2 protein-coding genes are annotated in these 2,306 nt (G+C 66.9%); both read right to left on the reverse strand.

The annotated features are described in order from the left end of the window. The coding region (locus tag ACIOHC_RS43785; protein ID WP_401846094.1) for an IPT/TIG domain-containing protein at positions 1-71 on the reverse strand (71 nt) is incomplete at its 3' end. A gap of 1,018 nt (positions 72-1,089) precedes the next feature. Then, on the reverse strand, positions 1,090-2,223 hold the full coding sequence (locus ACIOHC_RS43790; RefSeq protein WP_401847039.1) for an IPT/TIG domain-containing protein: 1,134 nt from the start codon (positions 2,221-2,223) through the stop codon (positions 1,090-1,092). Positions 2,224-2,306: the final 83 nt, after the last annotated feature.

A 2,306-nucleotide genomic window follows, 5' to 3' on the forward strand; every position in this document is an offset into this window, starting at 1 on the left:
GTGAGATTGGTGCCCGTGATGGTGACAGTGGTACCGCCACCGGTCGAGCCCTGGTTCGGACTGATTGGCATGATCGTCCTCCGTGTGTGAACTGAACCTTCGAACGCTGGAGTTGACTCAGAGCCGGGTCCAGGTCAGGCCCAGTGCCATGACTTGGACCACCGGGCCGCTGTCAGGCCCGGCCGGCCTCGCTCGCCTCCTTCTCGGCACGTCCCGCGGGTACACCGATGGGCGCCCCCGGGGAAGTGTCCGGAAGTTGCCTGCTGCGAGAAGACACCGTCAGCGGCCGTCGCCGCGCAGGGTGCTCGAAGCCGTGATGAGCCGTGTCGGTCGCGGGCCGTCGGCCCGGGACACCGTTGCCGCCCCGCAGCGGGCGCCGCTCCGTACGAGCCGGTACCGCCCTCGTGATGGAGAGCTGCTAGTCATCGCACTGCCCTCGGCATGAGGCCGAGGTATGCACATGACTGGTACCGGCTCGCTCGAAGCAGCAATGGCCGCACGCGGGTCGCAGAGTGCGAGGCCACGCTGGTGGCCTCGACGACGAGGTACTCGGTTGTGCGCGGATGGCTCGCGCACTGCTCCCTTGCAGAGGCCGGAGGCTGTCCCACCAGCCCTTGCCGCTGTTCGGCAGGGACGACTGGTCGGATCCAAGTCCTCTACAGGGGCGCCCATCGCGGTCGTCCGGAGCAAACGATGCCAAGGTCCATCACGCATAGATGGTCGGCGAACAGAACGGTTCCGCGCTCCCCCGGAGAGGGATGGGCGGCCCACCGGTTCGGATACCCAAGTGACCCATACAAATGGAATATGACACAAGAGCATTGACGGGTAGCCACCTGAATAGACGAGCGCACAGAGGGCGGATCGACCGGCGCGCCAGGGGAAGGCGAATCGGCGCCCTGTACCACCGCGCGTGCACACCCATGGGAACCAGCACGCACCAGCTCTCCCCGATGGGCGAACCTCGGCCACGCAGGGGCTGATCGGGAGGAACGACGACCTGCCTGTGCAACAGCGACTGATCGAGAGCCTGCTCACACAACTGCCGGCAACCCAGATCACCAGCGTCCGACGCGCTGCTGCCCGTGGTCAGTTGTAGGTGTAGGCGCCGGGGAGGGTGCTGGCGCCTGCGCTGGTGGTGACGGTGACGTCTACGGGACCGGTGATGGGGCTGGGGGGCACTACGACGGCCAGGACGTTGTCGGCTCCGATGCTGAACTGGGCGTTGACGCCGTTGAAGTCGACTTTGGTGGCGGTCGCCAGGTTACGGCCGGTGAGGTCGATGACTTTGCCGCCGAAGGCGGTGCCGGTGGTGGTGCTCAGGCCGGTGAGTGCCGGTGGGTCGATGTAGGTGTAGGTGAGCGAGCCGGTAGTGAGGCCTCCTGCGGTGGTGATGACGACGGGCACCAGGCCGGGACTGGCGGCAGGTGGGACGGCGACGGTGATCTGCTGGTCGGTGACGATGAGGGGTGGGGCCAGCAGGGTGCCGAACAGGACGGAATTTGCTGTGCCCAGCTGGGCGCCGTTGATGGTGACGATGTTGCGGCCGCCGGTCGGGCCCGTGGCGGGGCTGAGGGAGGAGGCGCTGCCGCTGGGGTAGTAGTTGAAGGGTTTGGGGTTGCTGGTGCCGCTCGGCGTGGTGACGGTGACCTGCGCGATACCGACCCCGGGCGGGGTGGCTACCAGGATCCGGTTGTTTGTGTTGGCGAGGATGGGGCTGGAGACAGCGTTGAATCTCGCCGTGGTGGCTCCGGCGAGGCTGGTGCCGGTGAGCGTCACCTTGGTCCCGCCGGACTGCGGCCCCAGGGTGGGAGCCATCTGGTTGAGGTTCTGGATGACGCTGACGGTGTTCGAGCCGCTGTTCGCCACATAGATGTCGAGGTTGTTGGGTGTGATCGCGATCCCCGCGGGCTGGTGTCCGACTGCGATGGTGTCGGTGACCGTGTTGGTGGTGGCGTCGATGACGCTGACGGTGTCGGATCCGTTGTTGGCCACATACACCTGGAGGTCGTCGGGGCTGGCTGCTACCCCCCAAGGAGAGATGCCCACCGGGATGGTGTCGGTGACCGTGTTGGTGGTGGCGTCGATGACGCTGACGGTGTTCGCGCCGCTGTTGGTCACGTAGACGCGGAGGGTGTCGCGGGAGACCGCCACCCCCAGCGGGGCGGACAGGCCAGGGATGGTCGCCACCACGGTCTCGGTGGCGGTCTCCCAGCCGAGCACTCGGCGCGACCGGATATCGATGACGCAAGCGAGGTAGAGCCACGCGGCTGCGACCTGCGCATATGTGATGTCGCCGCACCACT

Source organism: Streptomyces sp. NPDC088252, assembly GCF_044740965.1.
Lineage (GTDB): Bacteria > Actinomycetota > Actinomycetes > Streptomycetales > Streptomycetaceae > Streptomyces.